We start from the raw sequence: 18,718 nt of genomic DNA, 5'->3' as shown, positions 1-18,718 counted from the left end.
GCTCCCTGCCCTTAGACGCGTTCGATGATGGTCGCGGTGCCCATGCCGCCGCCGATGCACAGCGTCACCAGTGCGGTCGCCTTGTTGGTGCGCTCGAGCTCGTCGAGCACCGTCCCGAGGATCATGGCACCGGTCGCGCCGAGCGGATGGCCGAGCGCGATCGCACCGCCATTGACGTTGATCTTGGCGTTGTCGATTTCGAAGGCCTGGATGTAGCGCAGCACAACCGAGGCGAAGGCCTCGTTGAGCTCGAACAGGTCGATGTCCGACTTCTTCATGCCCGAGCGCGCGAACAGCTTTTCGGTGACATCAACCGGACCGGTCAGCATCATCGCGGGCTCCGAGCCGATATTGGCGAATGCGCGGATCCTTGCACGCGGCTTCAGTCCGTACTTGCCGCCGGCTTCCTTGCTGCCGAGCAAAACGGCGCCGGCACCATCGACAATGCCCGACGAATTGCCGGCGTGGTGCACGTAATTGACGCGTTCGATTTCCGGATGCGACTGCACCGCGACGCCATCGAAGCCGCCCATCTGCGCCATCATCGTGAACGCCGGCTGCAGCTGCGCCAGCGACTGCATCGTCGTCGAAGGACGCATATGCTCGTCCTTGGCGAGGATGGTGAGGCCGTTGATGTCCTTCACCGGGACGACCGACTTGTCAAAGCGGCCTTCTTCCCAGGACTTCGCCGCACGCTGCTGGCTCTGCACCGCATAGGCGTCGACGTCGTCACGCGAGAAGCCGTATTTGGTCGCGATCAGATCGGCCGAGACACCCTGCGGCATGAAATAGGCCGGCACTGCCATCGAGGGGTCCATCGGCCAGGCGCCGCCGGAAGCGCCGATGCCGACGCGGCTCATCGATTCGGCGCCGCCGCCGATCACGAGCTCGTGCTGGCCGCTCATCACCTGGGCTGCGGCAAAATTCACGGCATCGAGGCCGGAGGCGCAGAAGCGGCTGATCTGGACGCCCGGCACCGCTTCGCCGAGGCCCGCCTTCAGCGCGGCAAAGCGCGCGATGTCGGAGCCGGCTTCGCCGACCGGATCGACCACGCCGAGAATGACGTCATCGACGGAATCTTCGGGGAGGTTGTTGCGGTCCTTCAGCGCCTTGAGCGGCACGGTCGCGAGCGCGAGCGCGGTGACTTCGTGCAGCGCGCCGTCCGCCTTGCCGCGGCCGCGCGGGGTGCGGACGTGGTCGTAGATGAATGCCTCAGGCATGACGCCCTCCTGATGTGATGATCTTGTGGTCGTGATCCGGTCGCAGCGAAAGCGGCTTCAGAACGCTTCCGCCGGCAGTTCCATGATGGTGGCGCAGCCGGCCTGGATGCGCGCGAGATTGGCGGCGGTCTCCGGCAGCATCCGCTCCATGAAAAAACGGCCGGTGACGAGCTTGGTCGAGAGATAGGGCGTCGCACCGCTCTCGGCAATCTTGGCTTGCGTCACCTTCGCCATCTTCGCCCACATATAGCCGAGCGCGACGAAGCCGAAGAGATTGAGGTAATCGGTTGCGGCGGCACCGGCATTGTCGGGCTTGGCCATCGCGTTCTGCATCAGCCAGGTGGTGGCCTGCTGGAGATGGCCGAGCGAGGCCGAGAGCGGAGTGATGTAGGGCTTCATCGCCTCGTCGCCGCCGTTCTCCTTGGCGAAGGCCATGACCTCGCCGAAGAACGCCATGATGGCGCGGCCGCCGTCGCGCGGCAGCTTGCGGCCGACGAGGTCGAGCGCCTGGATGCCGTTGGCGCCTTCGTAGATCATGGCGATGCGGGCATCGCGCACGAACTGCTCCATGCCCTGCTCGGCGATATAGCCGTGGCCGCCATACATCTGCTGCGCCTGCACCGCGTTGGCGAAGCCGTAATCGGTGAGAAAGCCCTTCAGCACCGGCGTCATCAGGCCCATGTGATCATCGGCGGCCTGGCGGTCCTTGGGATCCTCGGAGCGATGGGCGACGTCGCTCTTCAGCGCGGTCCACATCACGAAGGCGCGCGCGGCCTCGTTGAAGGCGCGGATCGACAGCAGCGTGCGGCGCACGTCGGGATGGACGATGATCGGATCGGCCGGCTTGTCCGGCGCCTTGGCACCGGTGAGCGAACGGCCCTGGATGCGATCCCGCGCATAGGCGACCGCGTTCTGATAGGCCACTTCCGACTGCGCGAGACCCTGCACGGCGACGCCGAGGCGGGCCTCGTTCATCATCACGAACATGCCCTGCATGCCCTTGTTCTCTTCGCCGATCAGCCAGCCGGTGGCGTTGTCGTAGTTCATCACGCAGGTGGAATTGCCGTGAATGCCCATCTTGTGCTCGATCGAGCCGCAGACCACGCCGTTGCGTGCGCCGACCGAACCATCGGCATTGACCAGGAATTTCGGCACCACGAACAGCGACACGCCCTTGATGCCGGCGGGCGCGCCCTCAATGCGGGCAAGCACGAGGTGGATGATGTTGGGCGCGAGGTCATGCTCGCCGGCCGAGATGAAGATCTTGGTGCCCGTGATCTTGAAGCTGCCGTCGGCCTGCCGCACCGCCTTGGTGCGGAGCATGCCGAGATCGGTGCCGCAATGCGGCTCGGTCAGGTTCATGGTGCCGGTCCACTCGCCCGCCACCATCTTCGGCACGTAGGTCTGCTTCTGCTCCGGCGTGCCGTGGACGATCAGCGCCGCGGTCGCGCCCATGGTGAGGCCGCCATACATCGAGAACGCCATGTTGGCGGAGATCTGGAATTCGTTGACCGCCTGGCTCAACGTCACCGGCAGACCCTGGCCGCCGAACTCGGTTGGTGCCGACAGGCCGAGCCAGCCGCCCTCGGCGACCTGCTTGAACGCCTCCTTGAATCCCGTCGGCGTGGTGACGCTACCGTCATCGGCGCGCTTGCAGCCTTCGAGATCGCCCACGCGATTGAGCGGCTGCAGCACTTCTTCGGCGAGCTTGGCAGCTTCGCCGAGAATGGCTTCGCGCACGTCCCTCGACGCGTCGGAGAAGCCGGCCAGATTGTCGTAGCGGTCGATCTGGAAGACGTCGTTGAGCAGGAAGTTCACGTCTTCGACGGGGGCTTTGTAGATCGGCATGGTGGTCTCCCGGCAGGCCTTGAAGTGACGGTATTGGCTTAGGATTGAGTGGCGGCAAGCTGTTCCGCCATCAGGCGATGCAGCATGTTGATCGCCTTCAGCGGCCGCACCATCACCTTGAAATGCGTGATGCGCCCCTCGCCGTCGAAGCTGATGATGTCGACGCCGTTGATCTCGATGCCGTCGATCATGGTCTTGAATTCGAGCACGGCGCCGCTCTCACTCTTCCATTCACCGACATAGCTGAAGCCGGGACCGCCAAGCACCTTCTCAGCGCTGGCCAGATATTTGAAGGTGATGTCGCGGCCGCGCTGCGGCGCGTGCACGACAGGGCTTTCGAAGACGGCGTCGGGATGGAGCAGGTCCCAGAGCGCTGCCCGGTCATGCGACTTCATGTAGCCGTACCAGGACTCGAGGCCGGTCATTCAGGTGCCTCCCTAAAAGGCTCGGGCAAAAAACGCGAAAACAACCCCATGCACAGTAGCGCGAAGGTTGACTCCATTGGGGTTTTCGGGGCGGTTTTTGCCCTCGTTATCGGGTCGCCTCATATGCACATTGACGCATATGCGCCGATGCGCATAAAGTCAAGCCAATTGGTTAAGATCGACAACAGGAGGACCGGGTCATGGCTTTGGGCGACGCAATCCTCGCTTGCCTGACGGAACGTCCGATGACGGGCTACGAGCTCGCCAAGACATTCGATTCCTCGATCGGCTTCTTCTGGAAGGCCGACCACCAGCAGATCTACCGCGAGCTCTCCAAGCTGCGCGACCGCGGCTACATCCAGGGCCGCGAGGTCGTGCAAACCGGCAAACCCAATAAACTGATCTATACGCTGACTCCGGAGGGCCGAACAGCGCTGCGGCACTGGGCCGCGCGGCCAAGCACGCCCCCTTCCATCAAGGACGATCTCCTGGTGCGGTTGCATGCGCTCGACAGCATCGGCCTCGAGCCCATGCGCACCGACCTGATGGCCCGGCTCGAGCACCACCGCGATCGCCACGAGAACTACGAGCGCATCCTGAAGAAGCGCTTCCCGGAAGGGGCGGCGTCCGGCGTGCTCGACCTCGGTAACCTGCTGCTGCTTCAGCTCGGCGCCCGGCACGAGCAGATGGTGGCCGATTTCTGCGAAGAGGCGCTCGAGGCCCTGTCGGCGATGAGCGCAAGCGGCACCGTGGTGCCGCTGGAGGATGGCAAGCGCGAGGGCAAGGGCTGAGGGGCTGGCCAGACGCCATGACGTGCCGTTGCGTATTATTCCGCTGTCATCGCCCGCCTTGTGCGCAATTGCGCACGGGGGCGGGCGATCCAGTATTCCAGAGGCTGCGCGGCTGGAATCGAGAGGCTGCGGGTACTGGATGCCCCGCTTTCGCGGGGCATGACAGCGGTGGGTGTCGCACCCCGCCGCCCAACTTTAAGACACCGTCAACGGGTTCCTTAACCCGTTATTTACCGTAACAGACAAAAGTCGGTTTTCGAGGCAGACGACCCGCGCCAAATCCGATTGTCTTTGCAACCGGCACGCGAGGGAAGACTGGAGGCGCCGGATGGGGCGCCGGAGTCGGAACCGGACAGAGTCATGAATTCGCGCGTATCGTGGAGTGTTGACGGCATCGATCCATCCGTCCGGGAGCGGGCCGAAGCTGCTGCGCGTCGCGCCGGCATGTCACTCAACGATTGGCTGAACTCCACGCTCGGCGAGACCGCCCCGCCAAACTTTCGCGGACTTTACGACCAGCGTCCGCAAGCCCAGAACGTCCCGAGCCAGGTACCGACTCAAGTACCGAGCCAGGAAAGCCGCGAAGTTGCCGACATCCACCAGCGGCTCGACGCCATCACCCAGCAGATCGAGCGGATTTCAAAGCCCGCGCCGCGGCAAGATTCTTCGCGACAAGATACTCCGCGACAAGACGTTTCGCGCGAGCAGGGCGTTGCGCGCCAGCTCAACGACGCGATCTCGCGGCTCGATGCAAGGCTGTCGCAAATCTCAAAGCCGCAGCAGGCTCCGGCACCACGACAGGCCCCCGTTGAAACGCGCCAGCGCCAGGCCGATGCGGTCGAGCGCGCGGCAGCACAGGTCTATCGCAACTCACCGCCCCTGAGCCCCGCTTCGTTCGACGTCGCGGTGGCCGAGATCACCGCACGGCAGAGCGAGCTCGACGGCTTTACGCCCAGGCAGATGCCGCCGCGCGCCGCGCCGCCGATCGCGCCCGCGGCAGCTCCTTACGCGCCCCCGATGGCGCCGCCCGCGCCTGCCTATGCTCCGCCGCCACCCCAGCCGGGGCCGGATTTCTCTGCGCTTGAGCGCCATCTGCTCAAGATCACGAGCCAGATCGAATCGCTGCAGCGCCCTGACAATACCGAGCAGGCGATCAACACGTTCCGCAGCGAGCTTGCGGAGATCCGCAACGCCATCACCGAGGCGATGCCGCGCCGCGCGATCGAATCGATCGAGAACGAGATCCGCTCGCTGCATCGGCGCATCGACGAGACCCGCTCCAACGGCACCGACGGTCAGGTCCTGTCCGGCATCGAGCACGCGCTGTCCGAGATCAAGCAGGTGCTCCGCACGCTGACGCCGGCCGAGCAGCTCACCGGCTATGACGAGGCGATCCGCAATCTCGGCGCCAAGCTCGATCTGATCCTGCGCGCCAATGACGATCCGTCGACGGTCCGCCAGCTCGAAGGCGCGATCTCGGCGCTGCGTGGCATCGTCTCCAACGTTGCCTCCAACGAAGCGCTGGCACGGCTCTCGGACGACGTGCAGCTGCTGTCGTCCAAGGTCGACCAGGTCACCCGTGCGTCCGGCCAAGGCGACAGTTTTGCGGTGCTGGAACAGCGCATCGCGGCGCTCACCGCCGCTCTGGAAACGCGCGAGCGCCCTCAACCATCCGAGAGCAGCGAGCAGCTCGAAAGCGCGATCCGCGCCCTGTCTGACCGTTTCGATCGCATGCAGGTCGGCAACGACTCGGCTTCGACCTTCGCTCATCTTGAACAGCGGGTCTCGTATCTGCTGGAGCGGCTCGAGGCCGCCTCCGATCCGCGCAACGGCAATTTCAGCCGCGTCGAGGACGGGCTGCACGACATCCTGCGCCACCTGGAGCGGCAGCAGGCGACCTATTCCGCGCTGGCCGAGAGCCGCAACTCCGCGCCGCCCGCCGATTCCGGCATGGTCGATCTCGTCAAGCGCGAGCTCTCCGACATCCGCTTCAGCCAGGCCGAGACCAACCGGACCACCCAGGATTCGCTGGAGGCCGTCCACAACGCCCTTGGCCACGTCGTCGATCGTCTCTCGATGATCGAGGGCGATCTTCGCAATGTGCGCACCGCGCCGCCCGCCCCTGCGGCGCAGCCGATGCCGATGCCGATGGCCGCTCCCATGGCGCCCGCGCCGATGGCGCACGAGCCGCGGCCGCAGCAACAGCAGCACCCGAAATACGATCCGAAGCCCGAGCTGCCCAATCCAGCCGCCGCGCAGGCGGCGCACGCCGCCTTCGCCGCCGCGCCGCGCGAATTCCAAGCCGCCGCGCCGGCGGCGCCGCCGCCGATGCCGATGGCACCGCCGGTTCCGCCACGCGCGATCAGCGAAATCCTGGAGCCGCATACCGCGCCCACGCGCGCCGCGCTTGCGCCCGAACTGCCGCCGGATCATCCGCTCGAGCCGGGCACAAGGCCGGGTGCACGCATCGCCACGCCGTCCGAGCGCATCGCTGCGTCCGAAAGCGCAATCAGCGAAATCCCGGCCGCGCCCAAGGAGCCGGTGTCGTCGTCGAGCTTCATCGCTGCCGCGCGCCGCGCAGCGCAAGCCGCCGCCGCGCAGCCACCCGAGAAAACCGGCCGGGCCGCCAAGGCGTCTGCCGGTCGCGCCAAGGACAAGGGCCAGGAAGGCGGGTCGACCATCACCTCGAAGATCCGCTCGCTGCTGGTCGGCGCGAGCGTGGTCGTGATCGTGCTCGGCACCTTCAAGATGGCGATGAACCTGCTCGATGGCAGCAGCTCGTCGCCAGCGCCGCAGGCGATGGAGAATACGTCGAGCGAGCCCGCGCCGCGAGCCCTGCCGTCCATTGAGAACAAGCCCGCCGCGCCAGAGCAGGTCACGCCCTCGATGACCTCGCCGACGCCGATCGGAAAGCAGTCGCAGAACAATGCCGCGCCGGGGTCCGTGACGAGCCCGAGCGGCACCGCTTCGGTCGAAATCCCGCAAACCGCGGCGCCAACCCCGCCTGCGGCGTCGAGCGACGTCACCGGCGCGCTGTCGGGCACGAGCCGCGCGAAACTCGCGATGATCCAGGTGCCGCCGACCGAAAAGCTGCCTGACGGCATCGGTGGCCCCGGCTTGCGCACCGCCGCGATGAAGGGCGATGCGACCGCGGCCTACGAGATCGGCGTGCGCTTTGCCGAGGGCAAGGGCGTGGCCGCGAATTACGACGAAGCCGCCAAATGGTACGACCGTGCGGCGCAGGCCGGCGTCGTGCCCGCAACCTTCCGCCTCGGGACACTCTACGAAAAGGGTCTTGGCGTGAAGAAGGACGCCGACATCGCCCGCCGCTACTACACGCAGGCGGCCGAGCGCGGCAACGCCAAGGCGATGCACAATCTCGCGGTGCTCGACGCCGATGGCGGCGGACGCGGAGCCAATTACAAGAGCGCGGCACTGTGGTTCCGGAAGGCCGCCGACCGCGGCGTCGCCGACAGCCAGTTCAACCTCGGCATCCTCTATGCCCGCGGCATCGGGGTCGAGCAGAACCTCGCCGAGTCCTATAAATGGTTCACGCTCGCCGCCGCCCAGGGCGATGCGGACGCGGCCGGCAAGCGCGACGACGTCGCCAAGCGGCTCGACCCGCAATCGCTCGCCGCCGCCAAGCTCGCGATCCAGACCTTCAGCGCCGAACCGCAGCCCGACGACGCCGTCAATGTTGCGGCCCCGAACGGCGGCTGGGACAGCGCCCCGCAGGCCAACGCGAAGCCTGCGCCGAAGCCGGTTGCCGCCAAGCGCGCGGCCTCGGCTGTGCATTAATCGGTTTAGTACGCTTTCTCCTCTTGTCGTCGCCCGGCTTGACCGGGCGACCCAGTATTCCAGAGGCGTCGGTTGGATACGGAGAAGCTGCGCCATAGTGGATGCCCCGGTCAAGCCGGGGCATGACGGCGGAGAAGGTGGCGGAATGCTCGGTTCGCTGCGAGCCGTGATCTGATCTCTCTTAGCCCATTCACCACGCCTGAAATTCCTGGTCCCGCCGGCCACCGAATTCCGCTATTGAAGGGCGCGGCAATCGTTCTGCCCTCCTGCGAGCATTCCGCGCAATCGATCCGTCTCGCGGGAAGCGTGGTCTCTCGATGCAGCTCTATCTCCCGATCGCCGATCTTCCGGTCAATGTCTTCCTCGTGCTAGCGATGGGCGCGGCGGTCGGCTTCGTCTCCGGCATGTTCGGGATCGGCGGCGGCTTCCTGATGACGCCGCTTCTGATCTTCATCGGCATCACGCCGGCGGTCGCGGTCGCCTCCGTCGCGAGCCACATCGCCGCCTCGTCCTTTTCCGGCGCGCTCGCCTATTGGCGGCGACGCGCGATCGACCCGGCGCTGGCAAGCGTGCTGTTATGCGGCGGCGTGACCGGGACGGCGCTGGGCGTGTGGACCTTCACGCAGCTGCGTGCGCTCGGCCAGCTCGATCTGATGATCGCACTGTCCTACGTCGTGCTGCTCACCACCGTCGGCAGCCTGATGTTCTCCGAAGGCCTGCGCGCCCTAATGCGGACCCGGCGCGGCGCGGTGCCGCCACGACGCACCCACAACTGGATCCATGGCCTGCCGCTGAAGATGCGGTTCAAGCGTTCCAAGATATACCTCTCGGTCATTCCGGTCGTGATCATCGGCGTCCTGATCGGCTTCATCGGCGCCATCATGGGCATCGGCGGCGGCTTCATCCTGGTGCCGATCATGATCTATCTGCTGCGGGTGCCGACCTCGACGGTGATCGGCACCTCGATGGTCCTGACGCTGGTCACGATGCTGTTTGCGACCCTGCTGCATGCGGTGACCAATCACCTCGTCGACGCGGTGCTGGCGCTGATCCTGATGGTCGGCGGTGTCACCGGCGCGCAGTTCGGCGCACGCGCCGGTCAGAAGATCCGCGGCGAGCAGCTGCGGCTGCTGCTCGGCCTCTTGATCCTCTCGGTCGGCGTTCGCTTCGCCATCGAGCTGGTGATCCGGCCCGAAGACCTCTTCACCATCCGCGAGCTGGGGGTGAACGGATGATGCGCACAGCTCTCGCGGTCCTGCTCGTTCTGCTGCTCGGCTCCGTCGCACGCGCCGAGCGGCTGATCGTGTCGGTCTCCAACCATCGCGTCACGGTGACGCCGAATTATTCCGGCGAGGAGCTGGTGCTGTTCGGCTCGGTCGAGAAGGACGCCTCCACGCCCGCCGATCGCAAGAGCTACGATCTCGTCGTCACCGTGATGGGCCCGCGCGCCGAGATGGTGACGCGGCGCAAGGAGCGCACCTTCGGGATCTGGATCAACACCGACTACCGCCAGTTCCTGGAGGTGCCGAGCTATCTCGCGCTATTTGCCAACCGCTCCTTCGATGTCATCACCTCGCCCGAGATCGCGCGGCGTCAGCAGATCGGGCTTAACAACGTGCTGCTGACCCAGCGTGTCAGCGGCGACTATGCCGATGTGGTGCCTAACGACGTGTTCCGCTCCGCCTTCATCCGCCTGCGCACCCAGCGCGGTCTCTACCGCGAGGATCCGAGCGCGGTGACATTCCTGACGCCGACGCTGTTCCGCACCGGCATTCCGCTGCCGGCGGAGGTGCCGATCGGCACTTACGAGGTGGAGATCAAGCTGTTTGCCGACGGCGCGTTCATCGGCAAGACCGAGACCGCGTTCGAGATCGTCAAGGTCGGCTTCGAGCAGTTCGTCGCCACCACCGCGCGGCAGAACGGCCTGATCTACGGCCTCGTCACCGCCGCGATGGCGCTGATGACGGGATGGATGGCTTCGATCGTGTTTCGCAAGGATTGAGGAGACTACGCTCTCTCCTCTCGTCGTCGCCCGGCTCGACCGGGCGACCCAGTATTCCAGAGGCCTGCGTTAGGCGACTCGCTCTCACAATTACCGCCGCGGCGTACTGGATGCCCCGGTCAAGCCGGGGCATGACAGTCGGGGCTACGGCGCCTGCACCACCGTCGGCACGCCGGGCTCGAGCAATCGCAGCCGCGTCCCGAAGCCGAGCACGTCGAAGGTCTTGCGTAGATCCTCGCTGTTCTGGCGGAAATGCGCCCAACCCTCCGTATGAACCGGCACGATCATCGCATCGGGGAAGGCGCGCGCGGTCTCGATGGTGTCGTTGGTGTCCATGGTCAGATGGAACGGCCCGCGCGTTTGCGCGGCGCCGGCGAAAGGCATCACCACGCCGCATTTGAAACGGCGCGCGACCTCGGCGACGCCGTCGAACCAGGTGGTGTCGCCGCTGATGTAGACCGATGTGGTGTCGGTCCGGCTCGACGACACCACGAAGCCGATGACGTCGCCTGACAGCGGCTCGATGCCGGCCGGCCCGTGACGCGCCGGGGTCGCAGTAATCGTCAGCGAGTTGCCGTCACGATCTTTCAGATGCGCCGTGCCCCACGGCGCCAAACCTTCGACATGCCCGCCGAGGCGCTGCGCGCCGGCCTCGGTGGTCAGCACGCGCTTCACATGTTTGAGAAAGTCGCGGCCGGAATTGTCGAGATTGTCCGAATGCTGGTCGTGGCTGAGCAGCACGGCATCGATCGGGCCGATCGCATCGGCCTTGAGCGCAGGGCCGATCGTCTTCTCCAGCTTCACATGCGGCAGCTGATAGGCGGTGTGCGCGTCATCGAAGGTCGGATCGGTGAGCAAACGGAAGCCATCGATCTCGATCAGCGCAGTGGGACCGCCGATCAGGGTGATGGAAATGGGCATGATGGACTCCTCTTACGAGACGGATTTGGCGGGCCGCGTCACCAGGTAGATGCCGAGTGCGACCGGGATGATTCCGAGCAGATCGCGCGCCTCGACATGTTCGCCGAGCACGAGATACGCAAACAGCATGCCGAGCGGCGGCATCAGGAAATGATAGGCACTGGCAGCCGTCGCGCCACACACTTTCAAGAAATGAAACCAGAGCCAGTACGCCAGGATCGAGCCGCCGAGCACGAGGAAGGCGAAGGCGCCGATCAGGCCCGGCGTGAAGTCGATGGCATGAACGTCGGCGAAGGTGAGCGCCACCGGCGTCAGCACGATGCCGGCGGCAAGATTCTGCACGCCATTGCCGACCCACAGCGAGCCCTTCGGCGCGAGCAGCTTGAACAAAATGGTGCCGGCAACGAGAGAGGCGAGCGAGGCCAGCGTGAACACGATGCCGTGCAGCGAGTCGGTGCCGACCGCCAGGCGGTGCCAGACGATCAAGGTCACGCCGATGATTCCGAGCAGGAGGCCGCTCGCCTTGCGCCAGGTCATGCCTTCGCCGAGCAGAAGCGCGGCGAGGCCCGCCGTGAACACCGGATTGGCCGACACGATCAGGCCGCCGAGGCCGGCGGAGACCGATTGCAGTCCGGTGTAGCCGAGGCCGAGATAGAGCGCGTTGTTGGCGACGCCGAGCACGGCGAAGATCGCGGCATCGCGCCAGGACAGCGACCAGTCGTCGCCGCGGACCAGCGTGGCACCGAGGATCAAGATGCCGGCGAGCGAGAAGCGCGCGGCGAGCAGGATCAGCGGCGGGCAATGGGTCACGCCGATCTTGCCGGCGACGAAGGCGTAGCTCCAGAGCAGGCAGAACAGGCCGATGGCCAGCGGCAGCGTGTTGAAGCGGCTGCGCGGAACGGCAAGCGAAGGGGCGAGCGACATGAGGGGCATTCTCCTGAGCCCTCGATCTAGGGAGCCGGCTTGTCATTTGGAAATTAAATGATTAACTTCCAGCCAGTGGATTTTCGAATGGAGGCAGCCATGCTCGATCTGGAGCTCCTGCGCAGCTTCGTGTCGGTGGTCGATGCCGGCGGCTTCACCCGCGCCGGCGAGCGCGTCCATCGCACCCAATCGACCGTCAGCCAGCAGATCAAGCGGCTGGAGGAGGATGTCGGCCAGGTCCTGCTGCATCGCGACGGCAAGGACGTGCGCCCCACCGAAGCCGGCGAGCGGCTGCTGTCCTATGCGCGGCGGTTGTTGTCGCTTGCGGAAGAGGCGCGCGACGTGCTGCGCCAGCCCGACGGCGAAGGCGCAATCCGGCTCGGCATCCCCGAGGACTTTGCGGCGTATCGGCTGGCGAAACTGCTCGGCGCGTTCTCGCGCTCGCATCCGGGCCTGCGGCTCGATGTGCGCGCCGACCAGAGCAAGAATCTCGCCCGCGACCTCGATCGCGGCGAGCTCGATCTGGCGCTGTTCAAGCGCGCGGCCGGTGAGAAAGGCGCGATTGCGGTGTGGCCGGAGCAGGTGCACTGGGTGACCAGCAAGAGCCATCCGATCCACGCCGATGTCGCCTCCGTGCCGCTGATCGGCTTTCCGCTCGGCTGCCTCTACCGCGCCGGCGCCATCCATGCGCTGGAAAGCGCGGGCCGCATTTGGCACATGTCCTATACGTCATCGAGCCTGGCCGGCATCCAGGCCGCGGTCGCGGCCGGCATGGGCTTGAGCATCCTGTCGGAGATGGCGATCCAGTCCGACCACCGCGTGCTGAGCGCGAAGGACGGCTTTGCGCCGATCAACCGGACCGAAGTGGCGCTGATGGCCGCGCCGGGCGCAAGTCCCGCGACGTTGCGGCTGGCAGATCGGCTGGCGGAGTTCTGCGACGACGTGCAGGCGAAAGCGGCTTAGCTGCACCGTGACGCGGCGATCGCGTGGACGCGGCGGTCGCCGAGCAGGTGCGCGACAAAACCGTTCATTGGAAAGATCTTTGCAAACGCCACATCGCGGATGCTGAGGCCGCCGGCGTAGGCGCCGAAGGCGGGCATCACGGCACGCTCGCCGTCACAGGCGAAACAGCGGCGCTCCATCGAGCGGCCGCGCGCGGAGACACGCGCCTTGGGATGAAGATGGCCGGCGATCTCGCCGCTCGCGCCCGTCGGCTCGTGGCGGAAGGTGATCGGACCGATCGCAACTTCGTCGGCGACGGTGCCGCCGAGATCACGCGGCAGCGCCGGATCGTGATTGCCTGAGATCCAGATCCAGTCGCGGCCAGCCTGCAAGGCGGCGACCGCGTCGCGATCCTCCGCCGACAGCCGTCCATGCGCCGTGCGATCGTGAAAACTGTCGCCGAGCGCGATGACGATTCGGGGATCATGGCGGGAGATGACAGCAGCGAGACGACTGAGCGTCGCGATGGTGTCGTAAGGCGGCAGCAGCACGCCGCGCATGGCGAAGCTGGAACCTTTTTCCAGATGCAGGTCGGAGACGACGAGCAGGCGCTGCTCTTCCCAGAATAGCGCGCCGGAGAGATCGGCCGCGAAGGTCACGCTGCTGATGCTGACATTCGAAACGCGCATGTCCTCGATATCCCCTGAAACCAGCGCGCCTGCCCCCACGTCAAAACCTGCTGTTATCCCATCGCCTCTTTGACGAGCTCGTCGGCGGCCTCCGCCAGGAGCTCGTCTCCAGCTTCGCCATAGACTGACTCGCGGCCGATTTCCAGCATCACGGGGACGGCGAGCGGGGAGACGTGGTCGAGTTCCCGATGCGTGATGCGGCCCCGGATGCGGGTGAGCATGTCGCTGAGGCGTCGCAGATCGAGCAGGCCAGTGGCGGCATCGGCACGGGCGGCGCGCAACAGCACGTGATCGGCCTGGTGCTTGCGCAGGACGTCGTAAACGAGATCGGTCGAGAACAGCACCTGACGGCGGCTCTTCTCCTCACCGGTGTGCCGCCGCGCAATCAGGCCGGAGATGATCGCGCAATTGCGGAACGTGCGCTTCATCAGCGCGGATTCGGCAAGCCACGCTTCGAGGTCGTCGCCGAGCATGTCGGGATCGAACAGCGCGTCGAGGTCGATCCTGCCGTCCCGGATCATGGAGGACATGTCGCCGAGCGCCCAGACCGCGATCGCATATTCATTGGCGACGAAACCGAGCGGCCGGGCGCGGGCGCGCTCCAGCCGGCGCGTCAAGAGCATGCCGAGCGTCTGATGCGCGAGACGGCCTTCGAAGGGATAGCAGACGACGTAATGCTTGTTGGCGCGGGGAAAACTCTCGACCAGCAGCTCGCGCACCGCCGGCACGCGCGAGACGTCCTTTTGCAGCGACAGCCAGTCGCGCACCTGCTCCGGCAAGGCGCCCCACGCGCGCCCGTCATCGAGCAGGCGGCGAACCCGTTCGGCAAGATAGGTCGAGAGCGGAAACTTGCCGCCCATATAGGACGGCACCTTCGGGTCCTTGTCGTTGGCGCGCGAGACATAGACCTGGTCTTCGACCAGGGTTTCGTAGCGCACCACCTCTCCTGAGAACACGAAGGTGTCGCCCGGGCTGAGACCCTCGATGAAGGCTTCCTCGATCTCGCCGAGCAGCCTGCCGCCGCGCGCGATCACGCCGGTCGACCCGCCTGCTTTTCCTTGACCTCCGCCGCGCGAGCGCACCAGCCGCACCTTGAGCATGTCGTCCTCGACGATGGTGCCGACATTCATCCGGTAGCTCTGCCGCACCCTGGGATTGGCGACGCGCCAGCGTCCCTCCTTGTCCTGCTTGATCCGCGCGAAACGCTCATAGGTCTTCAGCGCGTAGCCGCCGGAGGCGACGAAATCGACCACGTCGTCGAAGTCCTGCCGCGTGAGATCGGCGTAGGGCGCGGCGGTGCGGACCTCACCGTAAAGCTCGTCGGAGAAAAACGGCTCGCCGCAGGCGCAGCCGAGCACGTGCTGGGCCAGCACATCGAGCGCACCCAGGCGCAGCGGCGGCGTGTCCTGCGCATTCTCCGCGATGGCGTCGATCGCGACGCGGCACTCCAGCACCTCGAATCGGTTCGCGGGCACCAGCACCGCGCGCGAGGCTTCGTCGAGCCGGTGGTTGGCGCGGCCGATGCGCTGCATCAGGCGCGAGGAGCCCTTGGGCGCGCCGATATTGACGACGAGATCGACGTCGCCCCAGTCGACGCCGAGATCGAGCGAGGAGGTACAGACCACGCCGCGCAGTTTGCCCGCCGACATCGCGTCTTCGACCTTGCGGCGCTGGGCGACGTCGAGCGAGCCGTGATGCAGCGCGATGGCAAGATTGTCGTCGTTCATGCTCCAGAGATTCTGGAACAGCATCTCGGCCTGGCTGCGGGTGTTGACGAAAACCAGCGTGGTCTTGTTCGCCTTGATCAGCTCGTAGATCTCGGGAAGTGCGTGGCGCGCACTGTGGCCGGCCCAGGGCAGGCGTTCGCGCGTGTCCATCATCTCGACCAGCGGCGGTGCGGCGCCGCCGGCAAGGACGATGTCGGCCGCCGCTTCCTTGCCGCCGGGCTGCGGCACCAGGAAGCGCGCCAGCGATTCAGGCTCGGCCACGGTCGCCGACAGGCCAATCGCCCGCATCTGCGGCGCCAACCGCCACAGCCGCGCGAGTCCAAGCGACAGCAGATCGCCGCGCTTGGACGTCACCAGCGCGTGCAGCTCGTCGAGCACGATGCGCTTCAAGGAGGAAAACAGGAACGGCGCGTCGTCGGAGGACAGCAGCAGCGCAAGCTGCTCCGGCGTCGTCAGCAAAATGTCCGGCGGATAGCGCCGTTGCCGCTGCCGCCGCGACGTCGGCGTGTCGCCGGTACGGGTCTCGATCTTGATCGGCAGCGCCATCTCGGCGACGGGGCGCTCGAGGTTGCGCGCGATATCGACCGCGAGCGCCTTGAGCGGCGAGATGTAGAGCGTGTGCAGGCCGCCGGTGCGTTGCAGACTGCGGCCGGTGGAGATCACCGATTTCGCCGAAGCTTTGGGCGCGGAGCTCAGCTCGACCAGCGTCGGCAAGAATCCCGCCAGCGTCTTGCCGGCGCCGGTGGGCGCGATCAGCAATGCGGATCGGTCCTCGTGCGCCTTCTCCAGCAGCGCCAATTGATGCGCGCGCGGCGACCAGCCGCGGGCCGCGAACCACGCCTTGAAGCGGTCGGGCAGCAGCGCGGCAGGTTCGACCGGGATTTTGCGGATGCGGGGCGGCACGGCATCACAGGTAAGCCGTGGGGACGGGTTCGTCGAGGGGGTGAACGACGAGGGCGATACTGCCGTTCCCTCTCCCCTTGTGGGAGAGGGTGGATCGCCGCGAAGCGGCGAGACGGGTGAGGGGTATCTCTCCGCGAAAGAGCATCGTTCGAGTACGCGGAGAAAGCCCCCTCATCCGGCGCTTCGCGCCATCTTCTCCCACAAGGGGAGAAGAAAGCGCCCCTACTCCGACATCGGCTTGTCGGAGATGTCCCAGTCCTTGCCGGTGAAGGTGGAGATGAAGAGCGTCTTCATCGGCGTGTAATCGTCAGGCGTGTAGTCGTAAGTGACGCCGTCGAGGAAATAAGGCGAGTGGAAGCCTTTGAGGTTGGAAGCCTGCTTCAGCACGTTGGCGCGGGTGAGCTCGTCGCCGCAGCGGCGCAGGATCTCGCCCATGGTGACGGCCTGGCCGTAGCCGGCGAAGGCGATGGTGTTGTCTTGATCGATCGCCGGCGTGTACTTCTTGCGCAGCTCCTCGAACGCCATGACGTCGGGGTCCTTCTCCCATTTGGGCAGGCCGACTTCCTTGTTGTAGCGGATGGCGACGATGCCGGCGGCGTTCTCGAGGCCCGCGGCATTGAGGATGGAGCGGCCGGTCGAGCCGGCCGACAGCAGCTGCAGCGGCTTCCAGCCGAGCTCGGCTACTTTCCGGATCGACTGCGACGAGGCCTTGCCGGTGGAGATGTTGTAGAAGACGTCCGCACCCGACTTCGAGAGGTTGATGAGCTGGGAATCGACCGTCGGATCGGTCAGATCGTAGGTCTGCTCCATGATCACCTTGGCGGTGCCGCCGGCGTCTTCCAGAACCTTCTTGAAGGGGCCGAGGAAGTCGCGGCCGAAATCGTCGTTCTGGTACAGGATGCCGACCTTCGCGTTCGGCTTCACGCTGACGACGTGCCGCGCCAGGATCCGCGCCTCGGTCGGATAGAGCGGCAAGCCAGCCATCGTCCATTTGAACTCTTTCGGGTTATTCCACTTCGACGCGCCGGTGTTGAGCAGCAACTGCGGCACGCCCTTCGAGTTGAGGTATTTGTGCACGGCGGTCTGCGGCGCGGTGCCGAGCGAGCCGTAGAGCGCGAGCACCTCCTCCTGCTCGACCAGGCGCCGCGTCGCCTCGACGCATTTCGGCGCGCTGTAGACATCATCCATGGTGAGGAATTTGACCTTGCGTCCGTTGATGCCGCCCTTTTCGTTCAGCATCTGGAAATAGGCCTCGCCGACGCGCCCGAGCACGCCGTAGAGCGAGCCGGGGCCGGAATGCGGCACGGTCTGCCCGATCTTGATCTCGGTGTCGCTGGCGCCGGAATCGTATTTCTTCTCCGCGGCCCAGACATAGGGCGCGGGCAAGGTGGAGGCCGCGATGGTCGCGAGCGCGGCGGCGCTGAAATCGCGCCGCGATGGATTCCTGGTCATTGTTTGTTTCTCCCTGGTGCGCGCATTGTGCTGGCATCGCCGCACGGCTCGCAAGTGGGAAGTCGCGGCTTTGCGACGCAATGACGCTTAAAGCGCCGCTTATAGCGCCTAAACTCAAGTTTTCTCGGCGACCACGACGAGGCCGCCCACCGGTTCGTTGTTCTCGGTGCGTGGCGAGGCCTGCTCCAATGTGAGGAGCTTGAGGCCGGCCTTCGCCATCGCATCGCGCACATATTCCGCCGAATGGGCATAGCGCAGGCCTTCGCCGAGAACGATGCCGCTGCCGTCATGGGTCTCCAGCGTGAACGCAAGCACGCCGCCGGGCGCGAGCACGCGCCTGGCTTCGCCGAGCACCGGTGCGAGATCGGGGAGATAGACGAACGCATCGGCAGCGACGACGAGGTTTGCGCTCGCCTCGCTCCTGCTGCGCAGGCCTTCGATCATGTCGGCGACTTCGAGCTCGGCATAGAGGCCGGTGGCTCGCGCCTCCTTGACCATGCCGGGCGACAGATCGATGCCGATGAACTGGTCGACCTGTTTGGCGAAGGCGGCGGCCGCGAGCCCCGTACCGCAGCCGAGATCGATGGCGCGCTTGAACAGGGCGGGCTTCTTCGCGGCGACGCGGGCAGCCACCACCGCCTTGAAGATCAGCGACGGCGCGCGATAGCCGAGATCGTTGATCAGCACGTGCTCGAAGCGCGGGGCGTATTGATCGAACAAGGCCTGCACATAGGCCTTGGGCATCTCGGACAATTGCGCATCGCCGAGGCGTATCAGATGCAGATGAGCGCCATGCTGATCGCTCGGGTCGGACTCGCGCGATTTGCGAAAGGCCGCAATGGCCTTGTCGCGCTCGCCGAGTTGCGCGCGGATTTCGCCGAGCGTGAACCAGGCCGAGGTGAAATTCGGCGCAATCTCGATGGTCTGCTCCAGCAGGTCGGCGGCGGCCGCCAGATCGCCCTTGAGCTGGAGGTCGCGCGCGAACTCGAAGCGGCGGTCAGCCATGAGATCGCCGGAGGTCAGGAACAAGCGCAGGGGCATTGTGGGAACCAGGGAACGAAGCGGTGATGACTCGA

The 18,718-nt window shown here is 65.9% G+C and carries 14 protein-coding genes; 5 read left to right on the top strand and 9 right to left on the bottom strand.

The genetic code is table 11. The features are described 5' to 3' along the window. Window positions 1-11: 11 nt before the first annotated feature. From IVB42_RS04040 to IVB42_RS04030, 3 genes are read right to left on the bottom strand one after another with little or no spacing between them, the layout of a single operon-like run. Complete coding sequence (locus tag IVB42_RS04040; protein ID WP_247393472.1) at window positions 12-1,220, bottom strand: acetyl-CoA C-acetyltransferase; 1,209 nt, start codon at window positions 1,218-1,220, stop codon at window positions 12-14. A gap of 57 nt (window positions 1,221-1,277) precedes the next feature. Beyond that, a complete protein-coding gene (locus IVB42_RS04035) occupies window positions 1,278-3,068 on the bottom strand; it encodes an acyl-CoA dehydrogenase C-terminal domain-containing protein (protein WP_247469766.1) in 1,791 nt (596 codons plus the stop codon). 38 nt (window positions 3,069-3,106) lie between these two features. Next, window positions 3,107-3,493, bottom strand: a complete 387-nt coding sequence (locus tag IVB42_RS04030) for a nuclear transport factor 2 family protein (RefSeq protein ID WP_018460019.1) — start codon at window positions 3,491-3,493, stop codon at window positions 3,107-3,109. A 200-nt stretch (window positions 3,494-3,693) separates the two neighbouring features. On the opposite strand from IVB42_RS04030, the gene IVB42_RS04025 reads away from it, so the two are divergent. The 4 genes from IVB42_RS04025 to IVB42_RS04010 all read left to right on the top strand — a co-directional run bounded on the left by IVB42_RS04025 (window position 3,694) and on the right by IVB42_RS04010 (window position 10,084). Beyond that, entirely contained in the window at window positions 3,694-4,284 is a 591-nt protein-coding gene (locus IVB42_RS04025; protein WP_018460020.1) for a PadR family transcriptional regulator, read from the top strand. Window positions 4,285-4,644: 360 nt separating this feature from the next. Next, window positions 4,645-8,082: a tetratricopeptide repeat protein gene (locus IVB42_RS04020; RefSeq protein WP_247364182.1), complete on the top strand. Its 3,438-nt coding sequence runs from the start codon at window positions 4,645-4,647 to the stop codon at window positions 8,080-8,082. Between the two features lie 317 nt (window positions 8,083-8,399). Next, window positions 8,400-9,317 carry a sulfite exporter TauE/SafE family protein gene (locus IVB42_RS04015; RefSeq protein ID WP_018460022.1) on the top strand — a complete coding sequence of 306 codons (918 nt, stop codon included), beginning with the start codon at window positions 8,400-8,402 and terminating at the stop codon, window positions 9,315-9,317. Further along, window positions 9,314-10,084, top strand: coding sequence for a TIGR02186 family protein (locus IVB42_RS04010; protein WP_018460023.1), 771 nt, complete (start codon window positions 9,314-9,316; stop codon window positions 10,082-10,084). The genes IVB42_RS04015 and IVB42_RS04010 overlap by 4 nt, the downstream gene beginning before the upstream one ends. A gap of 144 nt (window positions 10,085-10,228) precedes the next feature. Here the strand turns inward: IVB42_RS04010 and IVB42_RS04005 are convergent, their stop codons facing one another. Beyond that, on the bottom strand, window positions 10,229-11,005 hold the full coding sequence (locus tag IVB42_RS04005; RefSeq protein WP_018460024.1) for an MBL fold metallo-hydrolase: 777 nt from the start codon (window positions 11,003-11,005) through the stop codon (window positions 10,229-10,231). 12 nt (window positions 11,006-11,017) lie between these two features. Next, entirely contained in the window at window positions 11,018-11,929 is a 912-nt protein-coding gene (locus IVB42_RS04000; protein ID WP_018460025.1) for a DMT family transporter, read from the bottom strand. A 99-nt stretch (window positions 11,930-12,028) separates the two neighbouring features. Between IVB42_RS04000 and IVB42_RS03995 the strand changes: the two genes are divergently transcribed. Beyond that, the gene (locus tag IVB42_RS03995) at window positions 12,029-12,892 is read left to right on the top strand and encodes a LysR family transcriptional regulator (protein ID WP_026233925.1); all 864 of its coding nucleotides are present in this window, start codon (window positions 12,029-12,031) and stop codon (window positions 12,890-12,892) included. Here IVB42_RS03995 and pdeM read toward each other — a convergent pair. The 4 genes from pdeM to IVB42_RS03975 all read right to left on the bottom strand — a co-directional run bounded on the left by pdeM (window position 12,889) and on the right by IVB42_RS03975 (window position 18,683). Further along, on the bottom strand, window positions 12,889-13,560 hold the full coding sequence (gene pdeM / locus IVB42_RS03990) for a ligase-associated DNA damage response endonuclease PdeM (RefSeq protein ID WP_018460027.1): 672 nt from the start codon (window positions 13,558-13,560) through the stop codon (window positions 12,889-12,891). The genes IVB42_RS03995 and pdeM overlap by 4 nt on opposite strands. Before the next feature lie 53 nt (window positions 13,561-13,613). Next, on the bottom strand, window positions 13,614-16,190 hold the full coding sequence (locus IVB42_RS03985; RefSeq protein ID WP_247393469.1) for a ligase-associated DNA damage response DEXH box helicase: 2,577 nt from the start codon (window positions 16,188-16,190) through the stop codon (window positions 13,614-13,616). Between the two features lie 222 nt (window positions 16,191-16,412). Further along, entirely contained in the window at window positions 16,413-17,642 is a 1,230-nt protein-coding gene (locus IVB42_RS03980) for an ABC transporter substrate-binding protein (protein WP_247393467.1), read from the bottom strand. Between the two features lie 114 nt (window positions 17,643-17,756). Beyond that, window positions 17,757-18,683 carry a methyltransferase domain-containing protein gene (locus IVB42_RS03975; protein ID WP_018460030.1) on the bottom strand — a complete coding sequence of 309 codons (927 nt, stop codon included), beginning with the start codon at window positions 18,681-18,683 and terminating at the stop codon, window positions 17,757-17,759. Window positions 18,684-18,718: the final 35 nt, after the last annotated feature.

The sequence above is a fragment of the Bradyrhizobium sp. 45 genome (assembly GCF_023073155.1).
GTDB classification, from domain to species: domain Bacteria; phylum Pseudomonadota; class Alphaproteobacteria; order Rhizobiales; family Xanthobacteraceae; genus Bradyrhizobium; species Bradyrhizobium canariense_D.
The sequence above is the reverse complement of the archived record's forward strand: the minus strand, read 5'-3'. Positions and strand labels throughout refer to the sequence as shown.

Bases quoted from the DNA above. Each gene is read 5' to 3' on its own strand.
- IVB42_RS04040 (WP_247393472.1), bottom strand. From the start codon at position 1,220: ATGCCTGAGGCATTCATCTACGACCACGTCCGCACCCCGCGCGGCCGC.
- IVB42_RS03995 (WP_026233925.1), top strand. From the start codon at position 12,029: ATGCTCGATCTGGAGCTCCTGCGCAGCTTCGTGTCGGTGGTCGATGCC.
- IVB42_RS04030 (WP_018460019.1), bottom strand. From the start codon at position 3,493: ATGACCGGCCTCGAGTCCTGGTACGGCTACATGAAGTCGCATGACCGG.
- IVB42_RS04000 (WP_018460025.1), bottom strand. From the start codon at position 11,929: ATGTCGCTCGCCCCTTCGCTTGCCGTTCCGCGCAGCCGCTTCAACACG.
- IVB42_RS04020 (WP_247364182.1), top strand. From the start codon at position 4,645: ATGAATTCGCGCGTATCGTGGAGTGTTGACGGCATCGATCCATCCGTC.
- IVB42_RS04025 (WP_018460020.1), top strand. From the start codon at position 3,694: ATGGCTTTGGGCGACGCAATCCTCGCTTGCCTGACGGAACGTCCGATG.
- pdeM (WP_018460027.1), bottom strand. From the start codon at position 13,560: ATGCGCGTTTCGAATGTCAGCATCAGCAGCGTGACCTTCGCGGCCGAT.
- IVB42_RS04005 (WP_018460024.1), bottom strand. From the start codon at position 11,005: ATGCCCATTTCCATCACCCTGATCGGCGGTCCCACTGCGCTGATCGAG.
- IVB42_RS04010 (WP_018460023.1), top strand. From the start codon at position 9,314: ATGATGCGCACAGCTCTCGCGGTCCTGCTCGTTCTGCTGCTCGGCTCC.
- IVB42_RS03975 (WP_018460030.1), bottom strand. From the start codon at position 18,683: ATGCCCCTGCGCTTGTTCCTGACCTCCGGCGATCTCATGGCTGACCGC.
- IVB42_RS03980 (WP_247393467.1), bottom strand. From the start codon at position 17,642: ATGACCAGGAATCCATCGCGGCGCGATTTCAGCGCCGCCGCGCTCGCG.
- IVB42_RS04035 (WP_247469766.1), bottom strand. From the start codon at position 3,068: ATGCCGATCTACAAAGCCCCCGTCGAAGACGTGAACTTCCTGCTCAAC.
- IVB42_RS04015 (WP_018460022.1), top strand. From the start codon at position 8,400: ATGCAGCTCTATCTCCCGATCGCCGATCTTCCGGTCAATGTCTTCCTC.